This window comes from Salmonella sp. SA15303 (genome assembly GCF_029962125.1).
Taxonomy (GTDB): Bacteria; Pseudomonadota; Gammaproteobacteria; order Enterobacterales; family Enterobacteriaceae; genus Salmonella; species Salmonella enterica.
The window spans coordinates 4,314,812-4,340,932 of sequence record NZ_CP123924.1 but is presented as its reverse complement, the minus strand read 5'-3'; the positions used below and the strand labels follow the sequence as shown (position 1 = coordinate 4,340,932).

22 protein-coding genes, 1 tRNA gene and 5 pseudogenes are annotated in these 26,121 nt (G+C 48.9%); 11 read left to right on the top strand and 17 right to left on the bottom strand.

Annotation, left to right across the window (positions count from 1 at the left end; genetic code table 11):
• Positions 1-113: 113 nt before the first annotated feature.
• Positions 114-833: a two-component system response regulator DcuR gene (gene dcuR / locus QEN31_RS21325; RefSeq protein ID WP_000611307.1), complete on the bottom strand. Its 720-nt coding sequence runs from the start codon at positions 831-833 to the stop codon at positions 114-116.
• A complete protein-coding gene (locus QEN31_RS21320; RefSeq protein ID WP_048591426.1) occupies positions 830-2,461 on the bottom strand; it encodes a sensor histidine kinase in 1,632 nt (543 codons plus the stop codon). The genes dcuR and QEN31_RS21320 overlap by 4 nt, the downstream gene beginning before the upstream one ends.
• Positions 2,462-2,835: 374 nt before the next feature.
• On the opposite strand from QEN31_RS21320, the gene QEN31_RS21315 reads away from it, so the two are divergent.
• From QEN31_RS21315 to QEN31_RS21300, 4 genes are all read left to right on the top strand, one after another.
• Entirely contained in the window at positions 2,836-5,265 is a 2,430-nt protein-coding gene (locus QEN31_RS21315) for a DMSO/selenate family reductase complex A subunit (protein ID WP_064239868.1), read from the top strand.
• A 13-nt stretch (positions 5,266-5,278) separates the two neighbouring features.
• Positions 5,279-5,905, top strand: coding sequence for a DMSO/selenate family reductase complex B subunit (locus QEN31_RS21310; RefSeq protein WP_000816143.1), 627 nt, complete (start codon positions 5,279-5,281; stop codon positions 5,903-5,905).
• On the top strand, positions 5,898-6,671 hold the full coding sequence (locus QEN31_RS21305) for a dimethyl sulfoxide reductase anchor subunit family protein (protein WP_017441232.1): 774 nt from the start codon (positions 5,898-5,900) through the stop codon (positions 6,669-6,671). The genes QEN31_RS21310 and QEN31_RS21305 overlap by 8 nt, the downstream gene beginning before the upstream one ends.
• Positions 6,672-6,745: 74 nt before the next feature.
• Positions 6,746-7,339 (top strand): TorD/DmsD family molecular chaperone, encoded by a 594-nt coding sequence (locus tag QEN31_RS21300; RefSeq protein ID WP_001533293.1) that lies wholly within the window; start codon positions 6,746-6,748, stop codon positions 7,337-7,339.
• An 83-nt stretch (positions 7,340-7,422) separates the two neighbouring features.
• On the opposite strand, the gene QEN31_RS21295 is transcribed toward QEN31_RS21300, so the two are convergent.
• Positions 7,423-8,823 carry a CBM96 family carbohydrate-binding protein gene (locus QEN31_RS21295; RefSeq protein WP_000773784.1) on the bottom strand — a complete coding sequence of 467 codons (1,401 nt, stop codon included), beginning with the start codon at positions 8,821-8,823 and terminating at the stop codon, positions 7,423-7,425.
• A 303-nt stretch (positions 8,824-9,126) separates the two neighbouring features.
• Here QEN31_RS21295 and QEN31_RS21290 point away from each other — a divergent pair, with 303 nt between their 5' ends.
• Positions 9,127-10,032, top strand: coding sequence for an SdiA-regulated domain-containing protein (locus tag QEN31_RS21290; protein WP_001268200.1), 906 nt, complete (start codon positions 9,127-9,129; stop codon positions 10,030-10,032).
• A gap of 294 nt (positions 10,033-10,326) precedes the next feature.
• Here QEN31_RS21290 and QEN31_RS21285 read toward each other — a convergent pair.
• Both QEN31_RS21285 and QEN31_RS21280 read right to left on the bottom strand, forming a co-directional pair.
• A pseudogene (locus tag QEN31_RS21285) lies at positions 10,327-10,578 on the bottom strand (hypothetical protein).
• Positions 10,576-10,675 (bottom strand): annotated as a pseudogene (locus tag QEN31_RS21280) (hypothetical protein); the annotation flags it as partial. The pseudogenes QEN31_RS21285 and QEN31_RS21280, both read right to left, overlap by 3 nt.
• A 19-nt stretch (positions 10,676-10,694) precedes the next feature.
• On the opposite strand from QEN31_RS21280, the gene QEN31_RS21275 reads away from it, so the two are divergent.
• Positions 10,695-10,877, top strand: coding sequence for an ATP-binding cassette domain-containing protein (locus QEN31_RS21275; protein WP_001527266.1), 183 nt, complete (start codon positions 10,695-10,697; stop codon positions 10,875-10,877).
• Here QEN31_RS21275 and rtsB read toward each other — a convergent pair.
• From rtsB to QEN31_RS21260, 3 genes are all read right to left on the bottom strand, one after another.
• Positions 10,870-11,157: a transcriptional regulator RtsB gene (rtsB, locus tag QEN31_RS21270; RefSeq protein ID WP_001269916.1), complete on the bottom strand. Its 288-nt coding sequence runs from the start codon at positions 11,155-11,157 to the stop codon at positions 10,870-10,872. The two genes, QEN31_RS21275 and rtsB, sit on opposite strands and share 8 nt — an antisense overlap.
• Entirely contained in the window at positions 11,154-12,029 is an 876-nt protein-coding gene (locus QEN31_RS21265) for an AraC family transcriptional regulator (RefSeq protein ID WP_000921674.1), read from the bottom strand. The genes rtsB and QEN31_RS21265 overlap by 4 nt, the downstream gene beginning before the upstream one ends.
• Positions 12,030-12,293: 264 nt before the next feature.
• Positions 12,294-12,515: a hypothetical protein gene (locus QEN31_RS21260; protein WP_001576552.1), complete on the bottom strand. Its 222-nt coding sequence runs from the start codon at positions 12,513-12,515 to the stop codon at positions 12,294-12,296.
• A 116-nt stretch (positions 12,516-12,631) separates the two neighbouring features.
• Between QEN31_RS21260 and QEN31_RS21255 the strand changes: the two are divergent.
• Both QEN31_RS21255 and QEN31_RS21250 read left to right on the top strand, forming a co-directional pair.
• Positions 12,632-13,512 (top strand): annotated as a pseudogene (locus tag QEN31_RS21255) (IS3 family transposase).
• A 337-nt stretch (positions 13,513-13,849) separates the two neighbouring features.
• The gene (locus QEN31_RS21250) at positions 13,850-14,851 is read left to right on the top strand and encodes a DUF1202 family protein (protein ID WP_080111597.1); all 1,002 of its coding nucleotides are present in this window, start codon (positions 13,850-13,852) and stop codon (positions 14,849-14,851) included.
• 88 nt (positions 14,852-14,939) lie between these two features.
• On the opposite strand, the pseudogene QEN31_RS21245 reads toward QEN31_RS21250, so the two are convergent.
• A pseudogene (locus tag QEN31_RS21245) lies at positions 14,940-15,985 on the bottom strand (IS256 family transposase).
• A 142-nt stretch (positions 15,986-16,127) separates the two neighbouring features.
• Positions 16,128-16,880 carry a non-specific acid phosphatase gene (locus QEN31_RS21240; RefSeq protein ID WP_000842430.1) on the bottom strand — a complete coding sequence of 251 codons (753 nt, stop codon included), beginning with the start codon at positions 16,878-16,880 and terminating at the stop codon, positions 16,128-16,130.
• A gap of 553 nt (positions 16,881-17,433) precedes the next feature.
• Between QEN31_RS21240 and QEN31_RS25490 the strand changes: the two are divergent.
• A pseudogene (locus QEN31_RS25490) lies at positions 17,434-17,511 on the top strand (helix-turn-helix domain-containing protein); the annotation flags it as partial.
• Positions 17,512-17,590: 79 nt separating this feature from the next.
• On the opposite strand, the gene QEN31_RS21230 reads toward QEN31_RS25490, so the two are convergent.
• From QEN31_RS21230 to aspA, 6 genes are all read right to left on the bottom strand, one after another.
• Positions 17,591-17,666 (bottom strand) — tRNA-Phe (locus QEN31_RS21230).
• A gap of 115 nt (positions 17,667-17,781) precedes the next feature.
• Positions 17,782-18,357, bottom strand: a complete 576-nt coding sequence (locus tag QEN31_RS21225) for a transcriptional regulator (RefSeq protein ID WP_064239815.1) — start codon at positions 18,355-18,357, stop codon at positions 17,782-17,784.
• Between the two features lie 36 nt (positions 18,358-18,393).
• Entirely contained in the window at positions 18,394-20,097 is a 1,704-nt protein-coding gene (locus QEN31_RS21220) for a protein-disulfide reductase DsbD (protein ID WP_064239816.1), read from the bottom strand.
• Positions 20,073-20,420 carry a divalent cation tolerance protein CutA gene (gene cutA, locus QEN31_RS21215; protein ID WP_000887832.1) on the bottom strand — a complete coding sequence of 116 codons (348 nt, stop codon included), beginning with the start codon at positions 20,418-20,420 and terminating at the stop codon, positions 20,073-20,075. The genes QEN31_RS21220 and cutA overlap by 25 nt, the downstream gene beginning before the upstream one ends.
• 120 nt (positions 20,421-20,540) lie before the next feature.
• Entirely contained in the window at positions 20,541-21,842 is a 1,302-nt protein-coding gene (dcuA, locus tag QEN31_RS21210) for an anaerobic C4-dicarboxylate transporter DcuA (protein WP_000637595.1), read from the bottom strand.
• Positions 21,843-21,956: 114 nt separating this feature from the next.
• The gene (gene aspA / locus QEN31_RS21205) at positions 21,957-23,393 is read right to left on the bottom strand and encodes an aspartate ammonia-lyase (RefSeq protein ID WP_000069440.1); all 1,437 of its coding nucleotides are present in this window, start codon (positions 23,391-23,393) and stop codon (positions 21,957-21,959) included.
• Positions 23,394-23,733: 340 nt separating this feature from the next.
• Here aspA and QEN31_RS21200 point away from each other — a divergent pair, with 340 nt between their 5' ends.
• Complete coding sequence (locus QEN31_RS21200; RefSeq protein ID WP_001267291.1) at positions 23,734-24,210, top strand: FxsA family protein; 477 nt, start codon at positions 23,734-23,736, stop codon at positions 24,208-24,210.
• Positions 24,211-24,268: 58 nt separating this feature from the next.
• On the opposite strand, the gene yjeH is transcribed toward QEN31_RS21200, so the two are convergent.
• Positions 24,269-25,510, bottom strand: coding sequence for an L-methionine/branched-chain amino acid transporter (gene yjeH, locus QEN31_RS21195; protein WP_001670701.1), 1,242 nt, complete (start codon positions 25,508-25,510; stop codon positions 24,269-24,271).
• 275 nt (positions 25,511-25,785) lie between these two features.
• On the opposite strand from yjeH, the gene QEN31_RS21190 reads away from it, so the two are divergent.
• The gene (locus QEN31_RS21190; RefSeq protein ID WP_000027827.1) at positions 25,786-26,079 is read left to right on the top strand and encodes a co-chaperone GroES; all 294 of its coding nucleotides are present in this window, start codon (positions 25,786-25,788) and stop codon (positions 26,077-26,079) included.
• The last annotated feature ends 42 nt before the right edge of the window (positions 26,080-26,121 follow it).

Genomic DNA, 26,121 nt, shown 5'->3' with positions numbered 1-26,121 from the left:
TTGATCTGACACAATTTCCCAGATTTGTTATTAATGTGATAGCGTTTTTATTGGCATTGTTATAATAAATGTTACCAGGATATAACGCTTCGCGTCGGCTTTATGCGGTATCCTTACTGACAATATTGTTTCAGTAAAGAGTAATGTTCCGGCTGAACGCGGTAGCGGTAAACCGGCCTGCCGGTCACGCCGTAATGAATACTGGTAAACAAGATATGGCAATTCACCAGCCAGATGAGATATTTACGGCAGGAGACGCGCGAGATATTCACTTCGTTGGCCAACTCGTCGGTAGAAAATTCCTGCTCCTGATGCGCATCAATCCACTGACATAAGGTGCGTAGCGTTTGCTGCGTCAGCCCTTTTGGTAGCCGACGAGGCTCCTGCTCGCTGGATGAATTACCGTGAATGAGCAGGTCAAGCTCAGACTGTTCGTAATACTGGCGTTTTTCCATCGCCGTTTTCTTACGTAGCCAGCCGGTCAGCGCTTCTTCAAAGCGCGTGGCCTGAAAAGGCTTGATCAGATAATCCACCACGCCGTAGTGAAGCGAATCTTTAATGGTGGCGGCGTCAGCGGCAGAAGAAATGACAATAACGTCGCTTTTGCAGCCTGCGCTGTGCAGGACAGGCAACAGATCCAATCCGTTTTCCTGCTGCATGTAGATATCCAGCAGGATTAGGTCAATGTGATTTTCACTGTTGAAGATAAACTCTTTCGCTTTTTCCAGCGTCGAAGCGGTTCCACAACAATGAAAACCGGAGATTTGCGCGACATAGCGGCGATTTAACTCCGCGACCATCGCATCGTCATCGACAATTAATACATTGATCATAGGCTGGTCCTTTTTCCATCCCAGGGTAACTGTACAAAAAATTGTGTGAAGATCCCAGGCTCGGACTCCACGGAAATTACGCCGCCAAGCGCTTCAACCTGCTGTTTAACCAGCGCTAAACCGACGCCGCGTTCGGCGCCTTTCGACGAGACGCCTTTTTCAAAAATCGCCTCGATGCGCTCAGGTTCGATACCCGGACCGTCATCGCTCACTTCGCAATGCAGCCAGCCATGACGGTAGTGTAACGAGACGCTGATTTCGCCGCCGGATTCCTGGCTCAATGCTTCCAGCGCGTTTTCAATCAAATTACCCAGCGCCGTAATCAGCACCGTAACCTGATCTTCATTGTTATTATCCGGTAACTGGCTGTCGCTGCTTATCACCAGGCTGTGCCCGAAATCAGAGGCGCGAGTAATCTTACTGAGCAAAAAGCCAGCGATAATCGGCGACTTTATTTTACCCAGCAGCAAACCGATCTCTTCCTGATAGTTATTGGCCGTCTTGATAATATACGCTTCAAGCTGCTTATAACTCTTCAGGTGCAATAATCCCAGAATCACATGTAATTTGTTCATGAATTCGTGGGATCGTTCACGGAGCGCATCCGCGTAGTTCACCATCCCGTCCAACCGCTGCATCAGTTGGCGAACTTCTGTTTTATCCCTGAAGGTGGATATCGCGCCGATAATTTCGCCGTTGCTGCGCACCGGAACGGTATTCACCAGCAGCAGGCGGCCTTTGACGATGATCTCTTCATCGCGGCGCGGCGTACCGTCACGCAACACTTCGCTAATGTCCACCACCTGCGACCAGGCATGACTCAGGGTGGATAATCTGGCGTCATCCTGCGTTTTTCGGTAATCGAGCAGCGCCTGCGCCGCATGGTTAATCAACGTGACTTCGCCGCTACCATCCACGGCGATAACGCCCTCTTTGATTGACTGCAGCATCGCCTGGCGTTGTTCAAACAGGGTTGAGATCTCATAGGGTTCGAGGCCAAACAGGATACGTTTTAGCACCTTGACCAGCGCATACGTGCCTAATAACCCCACCAGAGCGCCGAACAGAATGGACCAGATAATACTGCCGCGGCTATTGTTGATCTGCTGCGTAACGTGACTGAGTTCCAGGCCAATCGCTACCACGCCGATCTGCCGGTGGCGTTCATCATAAACCGGTGTGAAAACGCGCAGCGCTTTGGCAAGAAAGCCGCGATTAATGGCAACGTTTTCCTTTCCCTGCAGCGCGAGCAGAATATCATCGCCTTTGAACGGTTGGCCGATTCGCTGCGTTTCTGGGTGCGAATAACGGATGCCCTGCATATTGGTCACCACAATAAACAAAAAGCCATTATGCTGGCTCACCGCTTCGGCGAGCGGCTGAATGCCGCTTTCCGCAGGCGGTTTTTTCAGCCCCTCGCGAATTGCCGGAGAGTCCGCCAGCGAGCGAGCCACCGCCAGCGCTTTATCTGCCAGCGCGTCGCGCGTCATGCTGCTGATTTGCGAAAAATAGATCAGATGGACCACAACGAGCACCGAAAACAAAACGGCGCTGACCATCAGAATGACGGTAGTGCCGAGTTTCATGGGGCGTTTGCGTAACGCCCGGCATGGCAGGGAGTGTTTCATAGTGGACCTGAGCGGACGAATCGTAAGGTTATTATCCCTGATGAGGCGTCTAATTCAAAGGCATAGGCGATGTTGCTCCAGTGTTGAAAAGCCCGTCTTGCCTTGCAGGGGGCGCTACCTGCTCATGTCGACTGGCAAACGTCATGTCGTTAATTAATATCGCCGGATACCGTGATGGGTAATTTATTTTCATCAGAATTACATAAAATAATTTTTCATTAATTTTTATAATAACGTATGCGGTATCACATTTTATTTTTACTGACGTTCAGAATGCGTTTGATCACAATCAATCAGCACAAATATTTAATCTATTATGATTAGTTTTCATTACATATTATTAATAATTATGGAAGCAATGTGAGAAATAAAAAATGGAAATAAAAAAATGGCTGAACACAACCATAACCCGACGTGATGCTATTGTCGCTACCGCAAAAGTAGGGGCGGCGGTGACGCTAAGCCAGGCGATTACGCTGCCTTTTGCTACCACTGCCCAGGCGCAGGATACCCCGACACCGAAGGATGCCAACGGCGAAACCGTCAGGCACAGCGCCTGTCTGGTCAACTGTGGCAGCCGATGCCCGCTTAAGGTTATCGTGAAAAATGATCGCATTGTGCGTATTGAACCGGAAGACGCGAAAGATGACGCGGTATTCGGCGAGCATCAGATTCGTCCCTGCCTGCGCGGGCGTTCCAGTCGCTGGCGGGTCTATAGCCCGGATCGCATTAAGTATCCGATGAAAAGAGTGGGAAAACGCGGCGAAGGAAAATTTAAACGTATTTCATGGGATGAGGCCACGGCCTTTATTGCGGCGGAATTAACGCGCGTTAGCGAAAAATATGGCCGGGAAGCTATTTATTATAATTATCAATCCGGCGCGTATTATCACACGCAGGGTAGACCCGCCTGGATAAGATTACTAAATCTCACCGGCGGTTATTTAAATTACCATAATACCTACTCGACCGCGCAAATCGCGACGGCAACGCCCTATATGCATGGTACCTATGTCGGTAGCCATTTTACGCAGATCGCGCATTCCGATCTGGTGGTGCTATTTGGCCTGAATCTCTCAGAAACGCGGATGTCCGGCGGCGGTCAGGTTGAAGAGCTGCGCCGGGCGCTGGAAACCTCGAAAGCCCGAGTCATTATTATCGATCCGCGCTATACCGATTCGGTGATTACCGAACACGCCGAATGGCTACCGATTCGCCCAACCACGGACGCTGCGTTAGTCGCCGGCATCGCGCATACGCTGATTACCGAACAGCTTCTCGACGAGGCGCTGGTAAACCGCTATTGCGTCGGTTATGACCGTAGCACCTTGCCGGACACGGCTGCGCCTAACGCCAGCTATAAAGATTATGTTCTTGGCACGGGCGATGACGGTATCGCGAAAACCCCGGAATGGGCGGCGGATATCACCGGTATTCCGGCAACGCGTATTTGCCAACTGGCGCGCGAAATCGCCTCGGCGCGCGCCTGCTATATTTGCCAGGGCTGGGGGCCGCAGCGTCATGCCAACGGCGAACAAACCGTGCGTGCTATTCAGACGCTGCCAGCGTTAACAGGCCACTTCGGGCGGCCCGGCACCAACAATGGCAACTGGCCTTACGGTACGCCGTATGGCGTGCCATTGTTGCCTGTCGGTAAGAATCCGATCACAACCTCTATTCCTTGCTATCTGTGGACGGACGCCATTCAGCATCCGGAGAAAATGACCGCGACGACAATGGGGGTGAAAGGCGCGGACAGGCTAAAAACCGGGATTAAGCTGTTTTTCAACCAGGCCGGTAATACCTTGCTGAATCAGCACGGCGAAACGAACCGCACCCGACAAATTCTCGCGGATGAATCGCTGTGTGAAACCATTATCGTGATTGAAAACCATATGACGCCCAGCGCGATGTATGCGGACCTGCTGTTGCCGGAGACCAGCTATCTTGAGGCGGAAGACCTGGTGGACAGCTCCTATGCGGCGGGATCGCATAACTATATGATTGCGATTCAGAAAACCGTTAAACCGATGTGGGAAGTGCGCAGCACGTATGACATCTGCGCGGATATCGCCGGGCATCTTGGACTGCGCGAGCAATATACCGAGGGCCGAACTCAGGCGCAGTGGGCGGAGATGCACTATCAGCAGATCCGTGAAAAACGTCCATACCTGCCGGAGTGGAGCGTGGCGAAAGAGATGGGCGTGATTGACCAGCGTATCGCTACCGAGCAGCAGAGCCTTGCGTTTGCCGATTTCCGCGCCGACGCCGAGGCTAATCCACTCTCCACACCGTCGGGCAAAATTGAAATTTACTCCCAGGCGCTGGCGGATCTGGCGCAAGCGTGGACGTTGCCAGAAGGCGAGCGAATTCCCGCATTGCCGGAATTTTGTCCGGCGAAAGAGTCGCATCTTAACAAAGCGCTGACGGCGAAGTATCCGTTGCAGTTAAGCGGCTTCCATACCAAAGGGCATACCCACTCGACCTACAGCAATGTGCTGATGCTGCATGAGGCGGTGCCGGATGAAGTCTGGATTAACCCGATTGACGCCAGCGCTCGCCAATTGAAGTCCGGCGATCGGGTGCATGTATTCAATGACCGCGGCGTGGTGGAGCTTCCCTGTAAAGTGACCCAGCGCATTTTACCCGGCGTGGCGGCGATGCCGCAGGGCGCGTGGACGCGGCTTGACGGCAACGGCGTTGATGTCGGCGGCTGTATCAATACGCTGACCAGCCACCACCCTTCGCCGTTGGCGAAAGGCAATCCGCAGCATACCAATCTGGTTGAAATTAAACGCGCTTAAGGAGTGATGTACGATGAAACAGTATGGCTTTTATGTTGACTCCTCGCGCTGTTCAGGCTGTAAAACCTGCCAGGTAAGCTGCAAGGATAATAAAGATCTGGATGTCGGTCCGAAACTGCGCCGCGTCTATGAATATGGCGGCGGAAGCTGGGTGAAAGAGGGGGAAAGCTGGCATCACGACACCTTTACCTACTACCTCTCTATTGCTTGTAACCATTGCGATGAGCCGGTATGTGTCTCCGGCTGTCCGACCGGGGCGATGCATAAACGCAAAGAAGATGGTCTGGTCGTGGTGGATGACAGCGTATGCGTCGGCTGTCGCTATTGTGAAATGCGCTGCCCCTACGGCGCGCCGCAGTTTGATACGCAAGCAAACGTGATGCGTAAATGCGACGGTTGTCTTGACCGACTGGAGAACAATCTGCGCCCTATTTGTGTGGATTCTTGCCCGCAGCGAGCGCTGGATTTCGGCCCTGTCGATGAATTACGGGCAAAATATGGCACGGAGAATCAAATCGCGCCGCTGCCTTCAGCGTCGTTCACCCATCCTAACCTCATTATTAAACCGCATCCGAAAGCGAGACCCACGGGCGATACGGAAGGCGCAATCATGAACATTCGGGAGGTGCGCCATGCATGAGTTACCGCTGGTCTTTTTTACGGTCTTTACCCAGAGCGCGGTCGGCGCATTTATTCTGCTGCTGATTGGCGGCGCAATGGGGCTGGTCGCGCCGCGGCGTAAGGCTATCGGTCTGTTCTCGGTGATGTGCCTGTTTGGGCTGGGCGTCATTGTCGGCACCTTCCACGTCGGGCAACCGCTGCGTGCGCTGAATATGCTGCTGCGCGTCGGACATTCGCCGATGAGTAACGAGATTGTCCTGTCGGCGGCTTTTGCGGCGCTCGGCGGGCTGGGGGCGCTCGGTTTGTTGCTGAACCGGGCGACGCCGCTGTGTAACGCGTTGGTCTGGTTGGCGGCGATAGTCGGAGTAGTCTTCTTATACGCCGTTCCGCAGATTTACCAACTGCCGACGGTGGCGACCTGGCGTTCATCTTACACCACGGCAATGATGATATTGACGCCGTTGATTGGCGGCGGCGCGTTGGCGGCATTGTTTGGCGTGCGCCGTCTGGGGCTACTGGTCAGCGTGTTGGCGATTTTGGTGAGCTTTTGTCTGCGCCCGGGCTATATGGCGACGCTGATGAGCGCCGATAGCGCTCTGACCGCTGCGCAGCATAGCTGGTTTACCGCCCAGGCAGTATTGCTGGCGGCGGGCGTGGTCGGGGTGGTGGTCTGCGCGCGCCTGAAATCGAGCGCTGCGGTGCTGGCCATGACGGCTGTGGTGGTTATCGCGGCGGAGTTGGCGGGTAGGATTGCGTTTTACAATCTGTGGACGCTGCCAATGTAGTTTTTGCCCGGCTTGTGCCATGTAAGCCTGATAAGCGTAGCGTCATCAGGCGAAATATTTCAGGAGCTATTGCTATGCCTTCCCGTGCTGTTTTGCCGCGTATCCTCGGCGCACTATTTTACTACTCCCCTGAGAGGCCGGAGGTGAAAGCGTTGTTCGATTGTTTGCCAACGTTGCCTGAGCTTTACCCCTGGCGCGATCGTGGATCTATTGAATCACTGTGTGCGTCATGGTCGCTACCGGATGATGATGCGCTTACATGGCAATTTTCCGTATTGTTTGAAGGCCAGGGAAAGATGCCCGTCCCACCCTGGGGATCGGTCTATCTGGAAAAAGATAATTTGCTGATGGGGGAAACTACCGCCGATTATCGAGCTTTTTTACAGTCGCAGGGCATGGTATTCACTGACCGTGAACGCGAGCCGGAAGATCAGTTTGGCCTGATGCTATTGGCCTGTAGCGATCTGCTGGCACGAGGCGACAACGTGGCGGCCAACCGGTTACTGGAGGCGCATCTGCTGCCCTGGGGATTCCGCTATCTGGAATTGCTGCAACGCAATACCGTTAGCGCCTTCTATGCCCGGCTTGCCGTCGTAGCGACCTGTTATCTGCAGGATGTTCAGCAGCAACAGGGACTACAGCCTGAGAATAAGCGGTTGTTTTTCTGAGGTATTGGTCGGGTTTTGATGGCGTGCCGTAATACTTGTGCCGCCATCGTGCCCGCTGTTGCGTCAGCGGGCACAGTTTACTATTACAGCTCCGGCGTCTTTTTGAAACCGGTCAGCATCAGCACCAGGCTCTGTTTTGAGTCCGCTGGCGTGAAGTCGTAGTGATTTCCCTGACGGTCGCCGCCGATATACCAGGATATTTCCGTTTTCCCTTCCGCCAGCGCTTTGCGCACCGCTTTATCGACATCAACCATACGATACTCATGTGAATGGTCCAGATATAATACGGCATCGGAACGGTAGTTGATCGCCGGTTTATTGTTCCAGGACACGGTACTGACGTGCCAGTCACTGCTGGTCGGGTAAAAGAAAATTTGATCGGCGCCGTTCGCTTCCGTTTTGCCGCCAAAAAGGCGAATACGGTATTTGAATAGCGAAGCGTCCATATTGGCAGGCAGGGGCGGGATCTTAAATTTCACCAGCGTGAGCGTTTCCGGGTGCTGCGTGCGTCCGCCATTTGTCCAGTCATCCTGTACGTACAAGGTATCGACGCTGGCATGAGGCTTGTCGTCTTCGCTGCTTACCCAGGTATTTTCTTCCGCTTTACTGTAGGCGTAAGGAACCGTAGTGCCGCAATCCAGTCCCTGATTCATACACAGATCCGTCATAAACTGCGCGCCATCTTCCGTCCAGCCATTCATAAAATCGGCATGGGCAGTATAAAGACTTCCCCAGCGCTCTTCCCGGGTTTCGCCATGCATTACCGGGTCCATCGACAATTCCACTTTAGACGTATCCAGCGAGGAGATCTGCGGGAGTACCCAGGCGATGTTCATATTCACCGTTGGGATTTTTACCGGATAGTCTGCGGAACATTTCCCGTGGTCGGCATAGATAGCGTTATTGTGGCTATGGGTCGGTTTCAGGTTGACGCCATCCCAACAGTTGGGGAAAGCGATCCCGATATTAAACTGGACGGCATCGCCCGCTTTACGCAGGCCGCATATTTCGCCTACCTTGTTGGTGTAACCTTTGCCGTTGGCACATAAAAAGGTGATTGCGGAACTGGGGCCAGTACCGTGATGATCGCCTGCCAGTAACTCCAGCCCGGCCGGGAATGGATGGAGCGGATATTGCGCTACATTTGTGGATTGATAATAGGTCTTTTGGTAGGCCGGATTTACGATTTCACCATCGGGTAATTTCATGGACGGTGCCCAGTAAGCGGAGCTGTCGGCTTTATTATCACAGGTGGTATCGGGTTGCGCGCGCAACGTCTGGTAGGTAGAGACCGCGTCGGTGTGGGTGTTGCCAAAAAAGTCATGCCACATCGCCTGATTCGCTTTACCAAACATCATAATCGCGTCATCGCCCAGCGTGTGGTGATAGCCGCACACGACATGCGCCTGAGGACCGGCATGGGCCGGGAATGCGCCAGCGGCAACGAGCGTAGCCAGGCTGACGGTAATAAGGTTGAGTTTCATTTTTTTGCTGCCCGGTTGAATAGAAGTGGGAGCAGCAATAGCAGATCAGATTGCGGTGTTACATCTCATTAATTATCACTTTTTGTCATTTGCCCTGCATACAGGGGCGAATTTGCAGACGTACTATTTAAATAATTAGCCGAAACTACCCTCCTCTTGATTATGTCAATTTACAAAAAGGGTACGTTAGTGATTAAAATCGGGCTTTTTGTGATAACCCTCACTATTTCATTTTGCCTATGCTAATGGCGCTCGCCATAACCGAATAACGATTCTATCGGACATCGGCTTTATTTTTAAGAAATGCGTTACGACATCAGTCGTGACGCGATCTGCTATGGATTTTTTATGAGATTACTAAAACGCGTTATTGTGGTTGTACTCTTGGGCGTGATTTTATTTATGGTCAGGGACGATATACGCTATGTTTATCAACTGATCCTCAAATATGGTGATAAACCCTCGGCGCTAGCACTGAGTAGCTATAAAGCGGTTATTCAGCAAAAACCAGTCGCAGGAGTTAAGAGTAACCTTTCAGGTTTGACCTACTCCGCCGAAGACAGGATGCTTTTCGCCGTTATTAATAATCCCCCTGAACTGGTCTGGTTAACGACAGAAGGGCAGCTGGTAGGGCGGATGCCGCTGCAGGGCATCCACGACCCGGAGTCTATTGCATGGAGTGGGGGCAACCAGTTCCAGATAGGCAGTGAGAAAGATGGCGCGGTCTATAAAACACAGGTGGATATTCAGCGCGGCACCATGCAGATAATCTCCATGGTGAAGCTTGAGGGCTATGACAAAGCAAAAAATAAAGGGCTGGAAGGTACGGCATGGGATGCGAAAAATGAGAGATTATATGCCGCAAAAGAAAGAAAACCCATAATGATCAAAGAAGTAGAGATGAGCAAAAATGGTATCACCAGAGCGTTGCCTTCTGCCATCACTGCAAGTGTGAGCGATGTCTCCGGACTTGAATATCATGCCCCAACGGATTCGCTGCTGGTGTTGTCGGACGAGTCAAAAATGATTCTGGAAGTCAGTTCCGAGTGGCGGGTGCGCGATCGATTGTTCCTGACGGCGGAGTGGTCAGGGCTCAGAGACGATATACCCCAACCAGAAGGGATTGCCATGGATAATGAAAATAATTTGTATATTGTGAGTGAACCAAATCTGTTTTATAAATTTTCGTGTGATATACAGAATGACTAAAATCTATTTTTACTGTCACAGTATGCTAAAACAGAACAAGGTTGTTAATACCATGATTTGACGATTGCTTGATTCGTTGATTCATTGTTGGGGATATTTATGTTTTACTTACCTCAGTAACGGATTACTTTGTGGTGTAGCGTAACGGTAATTGTCCTCCTCATATTTGCGGCAGCGTAGTCTGCCGCTTTTTTTTTATAAATTAACTCTCTCTGTAATAATTAACAGACAATAAATATTATTCTGTTTTTTCAGCAGGCCTCCGAAGAGACCTCGCATGGTGATGTTTAGTTATCAGGCATAATATTCTTCATCAACACTTACCGAATGCCATGTCGCCTCGCTAAGCGAAATCATTTCATCTACGCCGGAACTCTTGTTAACCGGGTTTTACGTCGGCGATGTGCCTGTAAATGTTCCATTGGCGGTGGCGCTATTCCCGGCGGGATCGGTGGCCGTAATGATGTACTGATTCTCCCCCCCCCCCCGACAGAATAGCGGATTGCGGAACAGAAACATGCCAGTTACCGGTATCGTTATCAACACTGGCGGAGTAGAGTCGATCGTCAGCCAGCCGATAGACAGCGAAGAATTACCCCATAGCGTTTGCGGAACGAACACTGATTGAACAGCTTTCATTCACTGCTGTTCCCGGAGATTTTATGGGTATTATCGGTACATCAGGTTCAGGTAAATCTTCTTTAATCAAAGCACTATCAAATTCCAGTCATTGTTATACGGGAACAGTTAAATTAAACAACGTAGATATCACACCGATCTCTGAAGATGATATCCAGAATTGCCTTGCCTACCACTTTGGCAACATTTTAGAAAAAATTACGTAATATCGACTGATATGTAAAACTCATTCAGCATCAAATGGATTAATTCAACATCAGTAGTAATATCCATTTTTTTATAGGCTGATCTCTTTTGTGTTGAAATCGTTTTTATATTTCGATCTAATAAATTTGAGCAACTTTTAACAGATAATCCTGCTGCCACGTAATAAATAACTTTTTTTTCGCTCAATGTTAGGTCGAATTTTTTAGCGAGCAACAGAATCCCATCTCTTATATTAATATGTTTTGCTTTGTTCTTATACTGCATTGTCAGATATCTCAATTAACATATTGATGACGAGAGGAAGATAAAAACGCTAAAAATTCCGATGGTGTAGTTTTGAAATGTTTTTTAAAAACGCATGTAAAATAAGAAGCACTATCATAACCACACATATAAGCCACTCGAGTAATATTATATTCACTATTGCGTAGAAGTTTTGTCGCTTTATTCATTCGCGCATTAAGGTAAACTTCGCTGAATGAGGTGTGCTCTTGTTTCAATTTCCTTTTTAATGTGGAACAACTCATATAGAGTGAGTCAGAAATATCCTTGAGCGCCCATTTTCGACTTATGTCGCTTATAATAATATTATAGATGTTTTCGGCTAATGTATTTTGCGATAGTTCTCTGAAGAGAGCAAATGCTTCAGGTTCATAGATGAACTCTGAAAGCAGAAATCTTATTAAATATTCCTTTTTATCTTGGGATAATTTCTGGCTTTTATTTGAAGAGTGTAAGAGGTTGAATACTCTTGCTACGCCTGTTTCTATTGGCGCTAACAGATGTTTTGTCGTCGGTTTTGTTAATGGGGCCGAAAAGTCTGCATGTTCATACAGAAAAAAATTATAAGCATTTTTTATTGACGCTGAATCTAATTCAATTAAATTATAATTTAACTGTTCATGAGTCTCTTCCATAGTGATATGAATGGTTTGATCTTTAGCTAAAAATATTAACATTGGCCCTGATGCCGTAATATACTCCCCGGACGATGTCGTAATTGAAATTTTACCCGTGGTGAGCTTGATGAGTACGGACTGCAGTAAATTTAATCCCTGAAGTGATAAGGATTTCCTCTGCCAGTTTTGCGCTGATTGTAAACATTCAATGCTCCCCACCTGGACAGGTGAGGGATTAAATACTTTTAGCATGATAATTTCCTTTTATTAAATGTGCGTGTAAATCAAAATTATTCTGAAAAATATTTCAAAAGAAAACTAATATATAGCTATATAATTATTTGCGAACTTAAGGTATCAGGTGGCGATCTTTTCATTTTCTATGGAAAATGCTATTTTATATTGCATTTCTACATATTATAGTATCGTTAAAAAACTATGTCGCGTATAAAAAAAAGATGGAAATTTACAAGAATTGGCTCATGTTATTATCAATTTATCTCTTTAAAATTTGAATTAAGTAATAATTGCCTTTAATCTTTTAGAGAATAGCTCTTTAATTTCATGGAGGTAGTTAGCATGAGGTATAAGATCTGATGTTAATTTGTGATAAGGTTTATCCTGGATGTAAATATTAACGCTCTCGGCCAGGAAAGGCATACAACGCGGTAAATATATACTGCGGCGGGTAGACGGTGTAGCGATATCCGGAAGTTTGAGGGGAGGGGAAGCATTCAATCGTATGGTTGGCTTTATGAAAAACGGTGTAACACGTTAGTGAGGTTCTTTGATCTTACCCAGCAATAGTGGTCACGTGACTAAGTGAGTAAACTCTCAAGCAAGAGGTGACTCATATGAAAAAACCAGCATCAACCACCAAAAAGCCACGCAAGCAGCACACGCCTGAATTTCGCAGGAAGCCCTGAAACTGGCTGAACGCATTGGGGGCCGCTGCCGCCCGCGAGCTTAACCTGTATGAATCACAGCTCTACAACTGGCGAAGCAAACAGCAAAATCAGCTCTCTTCTTCTGACCGCGAACAGGCGATGCCCGCAGAGATCGCCCATCTGAAGCGTCCGCTGGCAGAAGGGGATGAGGAACTGGCCATTCTCCAGAAGGCCGCGGCATACTTCGCGAGGCGCCTGAAATGAAGTATGTCTTCATCGAAAAACATCAGGCTGAATTCAGTACCAAAGCCATGTGCCGTGTACTTCAGGTTGCCCGTAGTGGCTGGTACGTCTGGCATCAGCGTCGTCATCAGATAAACCAGCGTCAGCAGTTCCGCCTTATCTGTGATAACGTCGCCCGGGAGGCATTCAGTGACGCAAACAGCGCTATGGTGCGCCACGCCTGACGGATGTATAACATAAAAACCGTGGCGGCCAGCTTGCGATGCGTTACAGATGGTGCAATGGCGGCGTAAACGACTGGGAAAGTCAGCGTGCATACAGACAGAGGTGGTCAGTACTATTCAACGGATTAGCAGAGCTTACTGAAACGACATAATCTGCGGGGGAGTATGAGCACCAGAGGCTGTTGTTATGACAATGCCTGTGCAGAAAGCTTCTTTCACACGCTGAAGGTGGAATGTATCCACGGAGAGGGCTTTGCCAGCCGGGAAATAATGCAGACAGCAGTGTTTAATGATATCGAGTGTGATTACAATCAACGGCGTCGTCACAGTGCCTGTGGCAGTCTCAGTCCGGAACAATTTGAAAACCAGAACCTTGCTTAGGGTTGTGTCCATATTACGCGGGTAGGATCAGTCCATTTCTGTAGTCTGCCTGTTGTTCTTCATCGTCAGTTGAAGTAACAGCTTTACCTCCGGCTACAGTAAGGATGATTGAAAAAATCATTTTAATGGCTTCAGCCAGCCCATTAAAAAATTACTTTCCAACTATCTGATTTATTAGAGGTATTGTCTTTCATTAAGATAGCGAGTCCTGGTGGTTTAAAAATAAAGACACAGTATTATAATGAAAATAACACATCATTAAATATTGAATTTGCTAACTCGTTGTGTGATGCTGAAATGATTTTATTGCATATTATTAATTTCTGGGATGAATGTTATGAAAGGAAAATTTTTGTGTGGTTTATTGGTTTCGCTATTAATTAGCGGATGCGGTGACGATAACACCCCTACAGAGAAAGTCTTGAAAGAACAATTTAGTAATCAATTTCATGGGCGTCTTATCCTTGATTCAATTGATATCAAGGAAACATCGGTTGATGGAAATAAGAGAACATATGCTGCTGATGGCTTACTTTCTACTGGCTACGATCTGTATACGCCAGTTGCCTCGTTAACTGATTATATTGTTGTTCAAAAATCGTGGGATAAAGGCAAAGATATTAAATTCTCAGCAACTTTGAACAGTCTTGGTAATAAAGATACTGGATGGAAAACAATATTTTCTTCATTACAAATGTCAGAAACACCAAAAGGCAATCCAATTCCTAATGTTGAAACTGACGGTAAATATATCATCATGGATGGAGCAGGTTTTGATGATAAAATAAATGCAATTAAAGATGAATATGCCAGGAAGAAATCAAAACTAAACGAATTAAATAATGATATCGCAAAAGTTAAAACTAATATATTAGTTATTAATAAAGAAATCGATGAGTATTGGGGGAAAGGGGAAGATGGAAAAACACAAAGCCGTTATTTTGTTCAGCGTGATTTGAATAAAGAGCTGGAACTCTTTAATAAAGAAAATGCTCCTTATTATTTTGAGAAGAAGTACAATGCTGAAGTTTTCGACCCAGCAATGAAGGCTCGCCGGGAAAAATTAAAGAATTACAGGTTGAGTGATTTTGATGACATAAGGGCGGAGAAACGTGCTGTATTAGAAAAACATAAAGAAGAATACTCCGTAAAATATAATGAAATTAATGAGAAGATAAAAGCGAAAATGAAGGCGCTCGATGATAGTTTACAAGAGTTGATAGCAAAGAAACGTGGTCTCATACAGCAGCAATCAACCATCTCAGACGAGATTCGCAATCTTGATTATCAATATAAAAATTGGGTAAATTTTATGGAAGAGCTAAATAAAAGAAAATAACTGACTATTATTATGAGTGATAAAAAAGAGACTGAAATCTGGTCTCTTTTTTTGAGCCTGTCAGTAATTCTATGTAACTGCTAATATATTAAAGGTGATTGCTCAGGCGGTCACCGAACTCGATAATAAAGCGACTCATCGCCAGTCGCCAGTTCTGGATCGGCATACTCCATTTTTTTGATGCATCCTTGATTGCCAGATAAATAACTTTTCGTACCGAGTCATCCGTCGGGAACACTTTGCGTTTCTTAATCGCGGCGCGGATCACGCTGTTCAGGGATTCGACTGCGTTTGTAGTGTAGATGGTAGATGGTCTTGCGGATATCCGGCGGATAACTGAAGAGCGTATTGAGGTTTTCCCAGTGCGCACGCCAGCTTTTGCTGATTTGCGGATATTTCGGGAAGACGCTGTTTATCGCATCCGGGAAGGCCTTCAGACCGTCCACACAGGCAATCAGGATGTCCTGAAGGCCCCGCTTTTTCAGCTCCGCCAGCACGCTTAGCCAGAACTTTGTGCCTTCATTTCCGGACAGCCACATGCCGGCAACGCTTTCTGGCCTTCGGTATTGATCCCCAGCGCAGGGAAAACTGCTTTGTTTATCACACTGCCATTCTGATGAACTTTGACAACATACAGTCCATATAAACAAAGGGATACAGCGTATCCATTTGTCGGTTTTGCCACTCAGTGACCTGCTCTTTTACGGCGTCGGTGACTTTAGATATCAGCGTTGGCGACACATCGGAGTCGTACATTTCTTTGAATGTGGCAACGATTTCGCGGGTAGTCATGCCTTTGGCGCAGAGGGATAAAATCTGGCTGTCCATCTGCGTAATGCGCGTCTGGTGCTTCTTAATCAGCTGTGGTTCGAAGGTATTTTCACGGTCACGCGGCGTGTTCAGTTCGATCTCGCTGTTATTGCATAACACCGTTTTTGACGAGTAGCCATTGCGGGTGTTTGAGCCTGTTTTGGGCGCATTTTTCTCATACCCGGGGTGGTCAGCCAGCTCCGCATTGAGCGCTTTTTCGACGGTAAGCTTCGTCAACATGCGGGAAAAAGCATGGAGATCGGCTTCGGTTTTAAGGCCTTCAGCCACTTCAGCCGCAAGGGCTTTAAGTTTCTTTTCGTCCATAATTGCCTGTCTCTGTTACTGGAGTGAACATATCAAAAACAGTCACTTACACAATTTTAATTACAGTCTCACGCCCGGCCGCCCCTACGCAGTTGCACTTCCTTTCATTTGCTGTGGTCAGTTTGCGGGAAGACTTTCACCTTCAGTAATTAAGTTCGGGGTGATCTTCTTTACTCAATAAATTATTTTTGTCGTTCAGCTCCTCACGGACTTTTGCCAGTGACTTCTGAAATGCCGGGATTGTTTGCAGTCTTGCAAACTCTACTGCTCCCACATAACGACCAGCATCAACATCGCTTTGCCAGTGAGCACCGCATATCACTCTGCTTTGCCCGAACTCCCATCCTCGTCTGGCGAGCTCCTGCGCGCGTTCCGGTCTGGCCTCGGATAATACTAATGCCAGAAGTGTACCATAAGCAGTATGCCCGGAAGGGTAAGAGCCATCTTTTCGCAAAGTATTCTCATCTTCAGGACGGCAGGTGGAATGATTAAATAAGACAAAGGGGCGGGTACGCATATAATATTTTTTTGCCGAAGCAGTAGCGTAGTAGCCGCCCATTTTCAGAAGATTCTGTAACATATTCCAGGTTTCAGGCGTATCTTTGGGATTAATTTTAGCACCCACTACTGGCGAGAATATTCTGGCTATATTTTCCACGCTTACATCTGCATCCTCAGCAGCTTGTTTCCATCGTGGGGAACCCTTTATCGCATAGCCCTTGAAATAAGCCTCCTTATCATAGCGGAAAGCCGGATCATCATTACCTGGCGGTGGTGGTAAGTAGAACTGACTGTTCACTGATTCTTCAGGAGAATGAAAGGGTTGCACTGTTTCTGCTGATGTATATTTAGCTACGATCAGTGGTAGAAAAAATACTAAATAACGACTTTTCATAAAGACTCACTCCGGATCAGGCAATAATAAACAGATGTAATCCTATAATGATTTATTGCAATGGTTATTCAACATACAGGTAAAAAAGCAGGACGCTGTACTGGCATTATCGTCTGTCCATACCGGACTGACTGCAGCGGACAACAGAACAATACCGGTACTTCCGGCTAACAGCATTTTGTTTAAATTTTCTCCCCGGTTGTTTTTTATCTGCGTGCCTGACTGACACGCATTAGGTTAAAATCTTTCCGTAATAACAAACTATGAATAAGTATTTTAAACTATGTGCTCTGTTACCCCGGTAACTACCATCAGTCATGATGTGCTGAGTATTAATTTATGATTATGAACAAGAGTCGGAAACAGTATTTAAGAATAAAGAAGCCGACAAAGAAAAAATGCCAAAACTGGCGAAGGGATTATTGTTTTCAGTGATGAAAAAGTTCATGGCGGAGATATTGGACTCACTTGTCGGGGTTAGCGAACCGTCAGATGAAGTGATAGGCGTTATTACTGGTAATAATCTCCCTGTAGCTAAGTAAGCTTTTGACCCTGGCCCAAAGGTGAGCGGCTGATCGACGAAGCGCTGGGCGTTGCGCCAGAGAAAATCTGGCCTTCTCGTTATAGCTAGTCAGGCCAGAGATGGGGGCTACGGATTTCCATTCCCAGAAAAGCAAAAACCCAGCCATAGGCTGGGTTTTCTGAATAAGTGGTGCCCGGACTCGGAATCGAACCAAGGACACGGGGATTTTCAATCCCCTGCTCTACCGACTGAGCTATCCGGGCAACGGGGCGCATTAAACCGTAAAGGGGCGCGGTCGTCAACGGCTTTACACGAAAAAAGTGATAAAAGCGCGCTGACTGCCTGCTTTTCAGGCAAAATGCATAAAATCAGTACCCGTCAGGTGAGCGCGCCACCCTGACGGCACTGTGCAAAACGCAGAATATCTTCCGCCAACCGCTGAGCGGTATCTACATCAGCCTGACTGCGGTTGACCAGCATTCGGCTGAGACAACCTTCCAGCACCAGCTCCATCTGCCTTGCAACCATCGCCGGATCGTCAATTTCCAGCGTGGTCAGTAGCTCATGGGTAAAATCATGTGCCGCGCGTTTTTGTTGATTAGCCAGTTGGTGAATAGGATGGGTTGGGTCGGGATAAAACGTACAGGCGGCAATGAACAAGCAACCAGGATAACGGTTATTACTGGCACATTCCGAAAGCGCGCTGTAGCGTGCCAGTAGCTTTTGTTCAGCAGAAAGCGTCTCATCAAGAAGAAGCTGGCGTCGCCAGATATCTACCTGCTGACTCAGATAACGTAGCGCGTCATATAAAATGGCTTCTTTATCTGGCCAGAAACGCTGTAATGTGTCGAGTGGGCGATTTACGCGCTCCGCCACCATTTCCAGCGTAGTATCGGCTATCCCTTGCGTCTCCAGTAATTTCAGGGCTTCTCCCAGAATATCTTCACGTTGCACGGTATTCTCCTCCGTCTTTGCTTTTGCAAGTGTCGCTCACGGTTGGCGATCGTGCAAATGCGCGCTAAAGGTGGCGGCGTCCATAAAGCCGGTGACTCGCGCTTGCGGCTGTTCCTGGCCTTGGGCATCAAAGAACAGAATGGTGGGCAGCCCGAGAACTTGCAGATGCTTTAACAGCGCGACGTCCTGCGCATTGTTAGCGGTGACGTTAGCCTGTAAGAGCACCGTGTCGCCGAGCGCCTGCTGGACCCGCGGATCGCTGAAGGTATACTTTTCAAACTCTTTACAGGCCACGCACCAGTCGGCGTAGAAATCCAGCATAACGGGTTTGCCTTTGGCCTGCGCCAGCGCCTGATTGAGTTCGTCCACGGTAGAAATAGCCGTGAAATTGAGGTGCGCTGGAGCTTGCGCGGATGGAGATCCGAACGCCCAATCCTGTAGAGGCCGCACGCTAATGAGCGCTGCCGCCAGCAGGATAATCTGTACGATACGCATCCACGCTCGTCTGGCCTGAAGGCTGGTGATAAAGGCCCAACCAAAGAAAGCGACGCCCAGCAGCGACCACAGACGTAAACCCCAAGCCTCGCCAATAATCCGCTCCAGTAAAAAGACCGGTAACGCGAGGATCACGAAACCAAAAGCGGTTTTAACATGCGCCATCCACGGGCCGCTTTTCGGTAACAGGCGGTTGCCAAACACGGTGACCAGCATTAGCGGCAGACCCATACCTAATGCATACAAATACAGCGTGCCGCCGCCCAGCCACATGTTGCCGCTCTGAGCGATATAAAGCAGAATCGCGCTTAACGGCGCTGTGGTACAGGGCGAGCAAATTAATCCGGCAATCGCCCCCATAACAAAAACACCGCCGGGCGAGCCGCCTTGCTGACGATTACTCATTAATGTCAGCCGGGTTTGCAGTGAGGAGGGGAGCTGTAGTGTGAACAGGCCAAACATCGACAACGCAAGCAGGGTGAACACGATGGCAAGGCCGATTAACACATAAGGGTGCTGCAGCGCCGCCTGAAACTGTAATCCCGCTGCGGCGACGACCAGACCCAGTGCGGTATAGGTCAGCGCCATCCCTTGTACATAGATAAAGGCCAGCAGCAGTGCGCGCCCCGTCGACAAACGTTGCCTTCCCCCCAGGACAATACCGGAAATCAGCGGATACATGGGTAAAACGCAGGGCGTAAAGGCGATGCCTATGCCGATCAGCAGTGCCCAGAGCGCGGAAAAAGGTAGCTGGGCGGCGGGTTTTGACGTCTCACTCGTCTGGGTGACAGCAGGCGTCGGCGTGGCGTCTATTGCCGCGGCGACTTCACTTAGCGGCACCGTTTTCGTTTCCGGCGGATAACAGAATCCCGCATCGGCGCACCCCTGGTACGTTATCGTTAATGTCGCGCCAGCCGCCGCCTGGTTAACCGTTACCGGAACGTTTAGCCGCTTACGGTAGATTTCGCTTTTTCCGTAGAACTCATCTTCATGCCAGACGCCTGTCGGGAGTTGGACTGCGGCGATATCCGCTTTCGTCGGCGTGATACTGATTTGTTTACGGTAAAGGTAGTAACCCTCTTTTACCTGCCAGGAGAGGGTAAGATCGTGTTGATTTTGCTGAAAATCAAAAACAAACGCCCGGTCGGCAGGGACGAACTGCGAGCGACCCGGCGCGTCGAATAATCCGGCGAAGGCGGATGTGCTGCACAGCAGCAGGATCAGCGTAAAGATGCGTTGAGCCATGAGAGGTAATCAGTATCTCCGTGAGTAACAGGTAAAACCAGAAGTTCAGGCGTTTGATACGGGTGATGAGACTTCAGGCAGTCGATAAGCGCTTGCTGATGTGAAACGGTGGTTTTTAAGATCATTTGAACTTCATACTCCTGCTCCAGTTTGCCTTCCCAGTAGTACAGCGATGTCGCGCCGGGGAGGAGGGTGGCGCAGGCGGCCAGTTTTTCCGCCAGCACTTTGGCGGCCAGATCCTGGGCGGTAGCTTCATCCGGGGCGGTACAAAGCACCACAACGGCCTCGGGGATGGAAATATCCTGACTCTTAACATCAAGCATAAACACCTCGAAAGAACAAAAAGACCCGCAAGTGAACGGTCACTATACAACGGACGAGGGCAGGATGTTAGTCAAAGGGCGGGAGAATGCGGGGCGTGATACGCCCCGCGGGTGAAACACTTACAGCATAAAGCTGCCCAGCAGGAAGCCGAAGCAGACAGCCAGAACGACGCCCAGGGTGCCTGGGATGAAGAACGGGTGGTTAAAGACGAATTTACCGATACGGGTTGTACCGGTGTCATCCATCTGTACCGCCGCAACCAGAGTCGGGTAGGTCGGCAAAATGAACAGGCCGGAAACGGCGGCGAAGGAAGCGACTGCCGTCAGCGGAGAGACGTTCAGCGCCAGCGCCATCGGCATCAGCGCTTTCGCCGTTGCCGCCTGAGAGTAGAGCAGCGCGGAAGCAAAGAAGAAGATGACGGCCAGCAGCCACGGATGACCCTGGATGACGCTACCCGCAGTGTCTTTGATCCAGTCGATGTTAGCGGATACGAAAGTATCGCCCAGCCACGCCACGCCCAGAATACAGATACAGGCGCTCATCCCTGCTTTAAAGGTACTGGAGTTGAGGATGGCGTCAGTTTCCACTTTACACAGGATGGTGGTCAGCGTTGCGACGCTCAACATGATGATCAAAATAGCGTTGGTGGTGTTCATCAGCGGTTTCTCAACCAGGCCGAGGCTCGGACTGTTAACAATCGCATAAACAACCACGCAGATAACGCCCAGCAGGAACAGCCAGACGGAATTTTTTGCCATCGGTTTGATTTCAATCTGCTTTTCACCACGCAGTTCAATCAGCCCTTCTTCCAGACGTTTGCGGTAAATTGGGTCGTCCGACAGTTTGGAGTTGAACAGCATCGTGACCAGGAAGGACATCACCAGCACCGCCAGCAGCGTAGAGGGGATAACCACGGACAGCAGGTGAATGTAGCTAATGCCATGACCTTCCATAACAGAAGACATATACACCACGGCCGCAGAAATCGGCGAGGCGGTAATCGCAATCTGCGCGGATACCACGGCGGTCGAGAGCGGACGGCAAGGTTTGATTCCCTGCTCCTTCGCGACTTCAGCAATAACCGGCAGCGTTGCCAGGGAAATGTTCCCGGTACCAGCAAAAATAGTCAGGAAATAGGTCACAATCGGTGCGAGGATAGTGATGTATTTCGGGTTCTTACGCAGCAGTTTTTCCGTCTGGTTTACCAAATAATCCAGACCGCCCGCGACCTGCATAGCAGAGATCGCGGCGATAACCGCCATGATGATGGAAATGACATCGAATGGAATTGTCCCTGGCTTCACGCCGATGGCGGCAAGTACCAGAACACCCAGCCCACCTGCGAATCCAATACCGATGCCCCCAAGTCTGGCGCCCAAAAAGATTGCCAGCAAAACAATGATAAGTTCGACAACTATCATATTAGCCTTCCTTGTTGTTTAACAAGTTGATATTAAATTGTTGTTATTTGGTAACTTCTTGTAAGAAAAAAGGCACGTCATCGTGACGTGCCTCTTTGGTACTACCCTGTACGATTACTGTTCGCTTTCATCAGTATAACGTTTAGCTTTATAAGCCGGGTGCATCAAGTTCTGTACGGAGAAAATATCGTCCAGCTCGGCTTCCGTTAACAGGCCGCGCTCCAGCACAACTTCACGTACGCTCTTACCGGTTTCAGCACAGATTTTACCGACGATGTCGCCGTTGTGGTGGCCGATGAACGGGTTGAGGTAAGTGACGATACCGATGGAGTTATAAACGTACCCTTCGCACACTTCTTTATTCGCGGTAATGCCGTTAACGCATTTTTCCAGCAGGTTGTAGCACGCGTTGCTCAGAATGTGGATGGATTCGAACATCGCCTGACCGATAACCGGCTCCATAACGTTCAACTGCAACTGACCGGCTTCCGCCGCCATCGTAACGGTGGTGTCGTTACCGATGACTTTAAAGCATACCTGGTTTACGACTTCCGGTACAACCGGGTTCACTTTGGCTGGCATGATGGAAGAGCCCGCCTGCAGTTCCGGCAGGTTGATCTCGTTCAGGCCGGCACGAGGACCAGAAGAGAGCAAGCGCAGGTCGTTACAGATTTTGGACATCTTCACTGCCAGACGTTTCAGCGCGCTGTGAACCATAACATACGCGCCACAGTCAGACGTCGCCTCAATCAGATCTTCAGCCGGAACACAGGCGAAACCAGTGACTTCAGCCAGTTTTTTCACCGCCAGCGGAGAGTATTCTTTCGGCGTGTTCAGACCAGTACCGATTGCCGTTGCGCCAAGGTTGACTTCCAGCAGCAGCTCAGCAGTACGCTCGATGCTTTTCACTTCTTCTTTCAGCAGGATGCTGAACGCACGGAATTCTTGACCAAGCGTCATTGGTACGGCGTCCTGCAACTGGGTACGACCCATTTTCAGGATGTCCTGGAATTCAACCGCTTTACGTTCGAAACCTTCACGCAACTGGTTGATGGCATCGATCAGTTTGACGATAGAGGCGTAAACCGCTACACGGAAGCCTGTCGGATAGGCGTCGTTAGTGGATTGACATTTATTCACGTGGTCGTTCGGGTTCAGGTACTGATATTCACCTTTCTGATGACCCATCAGTTCCAGCCCGATGTTGGCCAGCACTTCGTTGGTATTCATGTTGACGGAAGTGCCCGCGCCGCCCTGATAGACATCTACCGGGAACTGGTCCATGCACTTACCGTTGTTAAGGACTTCATCACATGCGGCAATGATGGCATTCGCCACACTCTTAGGAATGGTTTGCAGCTCTTTGTTGGCCAGCGCCGCCGCTTTTTTTACCATAACCATGCCACGCACAAATTCAGGGATGTCGCTGATTTTGTTATTGCTAATGTAGAAGTTTTCAATCGCTCTCAGAGTGTGAACACCATAGTAGGCTTCAGCTGGAACTTCCCTGGTACCCAACAGATCTTCTTCGATACGAATGTTGTTTGACATGTGAACCTTCTTTTTCAAGCTGCCAATGATTTTTACTTTAAAACACACAGGATATATGTGATTTCGAATGTTTTCTGACCGACGATTATCCCCTCCATCGGCCTGATAAACGAGATCATATGCTGGTTCAGAATTCCTACCGTAATCTGGATCACTTAAAGTGTGGGAATTTACCCCTTATTTATTATTTTGTGAAATAGGTCACCGCTTTAGTATTACTACCTAAAATAGGTGTACAAACCACTTGAAATTTTGCTACGCACCACCATATCGAATCGATGCGAATCGCAACCCCATTCAAATGGTCGTCGCAGACGGCCATGACTTACAGGAGAGTCCTTTGCGCTGGATACCCTTTTTAGCTGTCTTTCTCTATGTTTACATTGAGATTTCTATCTTTATCCAGGTCGCCCATGTGCTTGGCGTCCTGATGACGTTAATCCTGGTGATTTTTACGTCTGTTATCGGTATGTCGCTGGTACGTAACCAGGGTTTTAAAAACTTTTTGCTGATGCAACAAAAAATGGCGGCCGGTGAGAGCCCGGCGGCAGAAATGATTAAGAGTGTATCGCTGATCATCGCTGGCTTACTGCTCCTGTTGCCGGGATTTTTCACCGATTTTCTCGGCCTTCTCCTTTTGTTACCGCCAGTGCAAAAACATTTGACGCTGAAGTTGCTGCCGCATTTACGTTTTTCCCGGATGCCGGGCGGCGGGTTTAGCGCGGGTACTGGCGGTGGCGAAACATTTGACGGCGAGTATCAGCGTAAAGATGACGATCGCGATCGTATTGAACATAAAGACGATCGTCGGGATTAAAGGTAGAGATGCTGGCCGGATAAGTCGCGTGAGGCGTTATCCGGCCAACAGATACGTCTTACGCCATGCGTTTTCGCTTCGGTAAAAACAGCCATAATGCTGCCAGCATGATAATGGCATATAAGCTTTTCCACCCCAGCATTACCAGCAATAACAGGCACAGTAGACAACCCGTCACCGCCAGTGCATAGCAGCGCCCTTTCAATAGTCGACAGCCCGCCAGCATACAAAGCAGATAGAGCATAATAAAAATACCGTTAGCATAGACGATCAGCGCATTGAGGTTAATCTTCAGGGCGTAGACGACCAGGGAACTCACGCAACAACAGGCCAGAATAACGTTTAACGCGTGCAAGGGAAGGCGCCCGGGAGAGAGTTGAGCCAGATAGTGATCGGGCTGATATTGCATTTGCGTCCATATCAGACGCGCAAAACTCTGAGCATACACATTCAGGCTGGCAAAGCAGGTGAGATAACCAATAATGCAGGCTATCCACAACGCCTGGATACCGAAGAGATGAACAATAATAAGCGGTAGCGATGCTGTTGCCGCTATCTTGTCGCTATAGACGCCAAAATGCAGCACCACGGCGGTACAGGTCCAATAAATGGAGCCGGCCAGCATCAGGCCAATGATCAATGCGCGCGGAAAATCACGTTCAGGATTTTTAAATTCAGACGACAAATGCGTAAAAGCCTCAATTCCCACAAATCCCCAGAACATGATCGCCAGGGCGGTACACAGCCGGGAAAAGGTGATTTCGTTTGCGGCTGGGAAGGTGATATCTGCAGGTTTAATCGCGCCTTTCCACAGAATGGCGGCAATAAGCGCGATAATTAATCCAGCGATAATGGCTTGCAGGTTGGCGCTGGAGCTGGCGCCGCGCGATCCCATAAACCATAGTAAACCTAGAGTACCCAGCTCCCCAAATAAGAGCTGTTCGCTTTGCCAGCCAAACAGCGCCTGGCCGAAACCCACCGCAATATGCAAGGCTGCGGGAAAACTAACAGGAATGACTGATAAAAACAGCCAACTGATCACTCGTTGCAGACGCGGGCCAAATGCCATCCCGACAAAATGCGCTACGCCGCCAGCGTGTGGAAAGTGACGCCCCAGCACAGCAAAGACAATCGCAATAGGGAAAATCAAAATAATGAGCAGCGGCCATGCCCAAAGGCTGATGTCGCCTGCCGCCAGCGCAGCCAGCTCCGGAAGCGCAAAAACGCCAGTCCCTAATAATGATGTGGTTAACAAGATAACGCCCTGAACCAACCCAAGCTCTTTTTTTAGTTCATTCATCAGCTCATTATCCGGCGGCATTGTAACGTCAGGTGACGACAGACATTTTTAAGCGTATCACACACGCCTTTTCTTATAGCAGGATGTTCTAAACCTTGGGTAAACGTGAGATAAGTAGCGTTTTTACCGCTTTTTTCGCTCAGAAGAATTTTTTTTCATCTCCCCCCTTGAAGGGGCAAAACCCCATCCCCATCTCTCTGGTCACCAGCCGGGAAACCGTTTACGGGCCGGCGTCACCCATAACTGATAATGACTTTCTCAAAGGAGAGCTATCAATGAGTATTCGTCCGTTACATGATCGTGTGATCGTCAAACGTAAAGAAGTTGAGTCCAAATCTGCTGGCGGCATCGTACTGACCGGTTCCGCAGCGGGTAAATCAACTCGTGGCGAAATCATCGCTGTCGGTAAGGGTCGCATCCTGGACAACGGTACTGTACAGCCGCTGGACGTGAAAGTTGGCGACATCGTTATTTTTAACGATGGCTACGGTGTGAAATCTGAAAAGATCGACAATGAAGAAGTGTTGATCATGTCTGAAAGCGACATTCTGGCAATTGTTGAAGCGTAATCCGCGAACGACACTGAACATACGAATTTAAGGGAAAGAGAA

Bases quoted from the DNA above. Each gene is read 5' to 3' on its own strand.
- dcuR (WP_000611307.1), bottom strand. From the start codon at position 833: ATGATCAATGTATTAATTGTCGATGACGATGCGATGGTCGCGGAGTTA.
- QEN31_RS21320 (WP_048591426.1), bottom strand. From the start codon at position 2,461: ATGAAACACTCCCTGCCATGCCGGGCGTTACGCAAACGCCCCATGAAA.
- QEN31_RS21315 (WP_064239868.1), top strand. From the start codon at position 2,836: ATGGAAATAAAAAAATGGCTGAACACAACCATAACCCGACGTGATGCT.
- QEN31_RS21310 (WP_000816143.1), top strand. From the start codon at position 5,279: ATGAAACAGTATGGCTTTTATGTTGACTCCTCGCGCTGTTCAGGCTGT.
- QEN31_RS21305 (WP_017441232.1), top strand. From the start codon at position 5,898: ATGCATGAGTTACCGCTGGTCTTTTTTACGGTCTTTACCCAGAGCGCG.
- QEN31_RS21300 (WP_001533293.1), top strand. From the start codon at position 6,746: ATGCCTTCCCGTGCTGTTTTGCCGCGTATCCTCGGCGCACTATTTTAC.
- QEN31_RS21295 (WP_000773784.1), bottom strand. From the start codon at position 8,823: ATGAAACTCAACCTTATTACCGTCAGCCTGGCTACGCTCGTTGCCGCT.
- QEN31_RS21290 (WP_001268200.1), top strand. From the start codon at position 9,127: ATGCGTTACGACATCAGTCGTGACGCGATCTGCTATGGATTTTTTATG.
- QEN31_RS21275 (WP_001527266.1), top strand. From the start codon at position 10,695: ATGGGTATTATCGGTACATCAGGTTCAGGTAAATCTTCTTTAATCAAA.
- QEN31_RS21265 (WP_000921674.1), bottom strand. From the start codon at position 12,029: ATGCTAAAAGTATTTAATCCCTCACCTGTCCAGGTGGGGAGCATTGAA.
- QEN31_RS21250 (WP_080111597.1), top strand. From the start codon at position 13,850: ATGAAAGGAAAATTTTTGTGTGGTTTATTGGTTTCGCTATTAATTAGC.
- QEN31_RS21240 (WP_000842430.1), bottom strand. From the start codon at position 16,880: ATGAAAAGTCGTTATTTAGTATTTTTTCTACCACTGATCGTAGCTAAA.
- QEN31_RS21220 (WP_064239816.1), bottom strand. From the start codon at position 20,097: ATGGCTCAACGCATCTTTACGCTGATCCTGCTGCTGTGCAGCACATCC.
- cutA (WP_000887832.1), bottom strand. From the start codon at position 20,420: ATGCTTGATGTTAAGAGTCAGGATATTTCCATCCCCGAGGCCGTTGTG.
- dcuA (WP_000637595.1), bottom strand. From the start codon at position 21,842: ATGATAGTTGTCGAACTTATCATTGTTTTGCTGGCAATCTTTTTGGGC.
- aspA (WP_000069440.1), bottom strand. From the start codon at position 23,393: ATGTCAAACAACATTCGTATCGAAGAAGATCTGTTGGGTACCAGGGAA.
- yjeH (WP_001670701.1), bottom strand. From the start codon at position 25,510: ATGAATGAACTAAAAAAAGAGCTTGGGTTGGTTCAGGGCGTTATCTTG.
- QEN31_RS21190 (WP_000027827.1), top strand. From the start codon at position 25,786: ATGAGTATTCGTCCGTTACATGATCGTGTGATCGTCAAACGTAAAGAA.